Below are 627 nucleotides of genomic sequence, written 5' to 3' on the forward strand. Positions count from 1 at the left end.
ACCGTCGATCCTGGACTTGGTATCGAAGCGATGACGCTGGTGGCGCAACTGGTCGAGCCGATGACACCCAAGCAAGGTGAGGGTCTCGAGATTTTGGGGCGGCGCGGCCCCGATCTCGCCTCACTGGTGGATGCGCTAGCCAATCGATTCGGTCAGAACCATCTCTACCGGGCCGCCCCGCGCGCGACTGCCATGCCCGAACGCGCGGTGGGGCTCACTAAAGCGCTGGCCAACACAACGGGTGCAGCATGGGACGACGACCTGCCCAGGCCTTGCCGGATGCTGAGCCCGCCCGAACCGATCGACGTCACTGCGATGCTCCCTGATCACCCGCCTGCGATGTTCATTTGGCGGCGCAAGCGGTTTCGCGTGACCCGCGCCGATGGGCCCGAGCGCCTGCATGGCGAATGGTGGCGCGACGCCGGCCATGAGGCCGAGCGGCCTCAGACCGTGCGGGATTATTATCAGGTCGAGACCGCGACGGGTGGTCGCTATTGGGTCTTCAGGCTCGGAGACGGCGAGAATCCTGCGACGGGGCCGATGCGCTGGTTCATCCACGGAGCGTTCGCGTGAACGATCCCGACCCCTCTTACGTCGAGCTGCAGGTTACAACGAATTTCAGCTTCC

At 64.8% G+C, this 627-nt stretch carries 1 protein-coding gene; it reads left to right on the forward strand.

Annotation, left to right across the window (positions count from 1 at the left end):
• A partial coding sequence (locus QHC67_RS19015) for a DUF6504 family protein (protein WP_319296732.1) occupies positions 1-573 on the forward strand: 573 nt, incomplete at its 5' end.
• Positions 574-627 lie beyond the last annotated feature (54 nt).

This window comes from Sphingobium sp. (assembly GCF_033795625.1).
Lineage (GTDB): Bacteria > Pseudomonadota > Alphaproteobacteria > Sphingomonadales > Sphingomonadaceae > Sphingobium.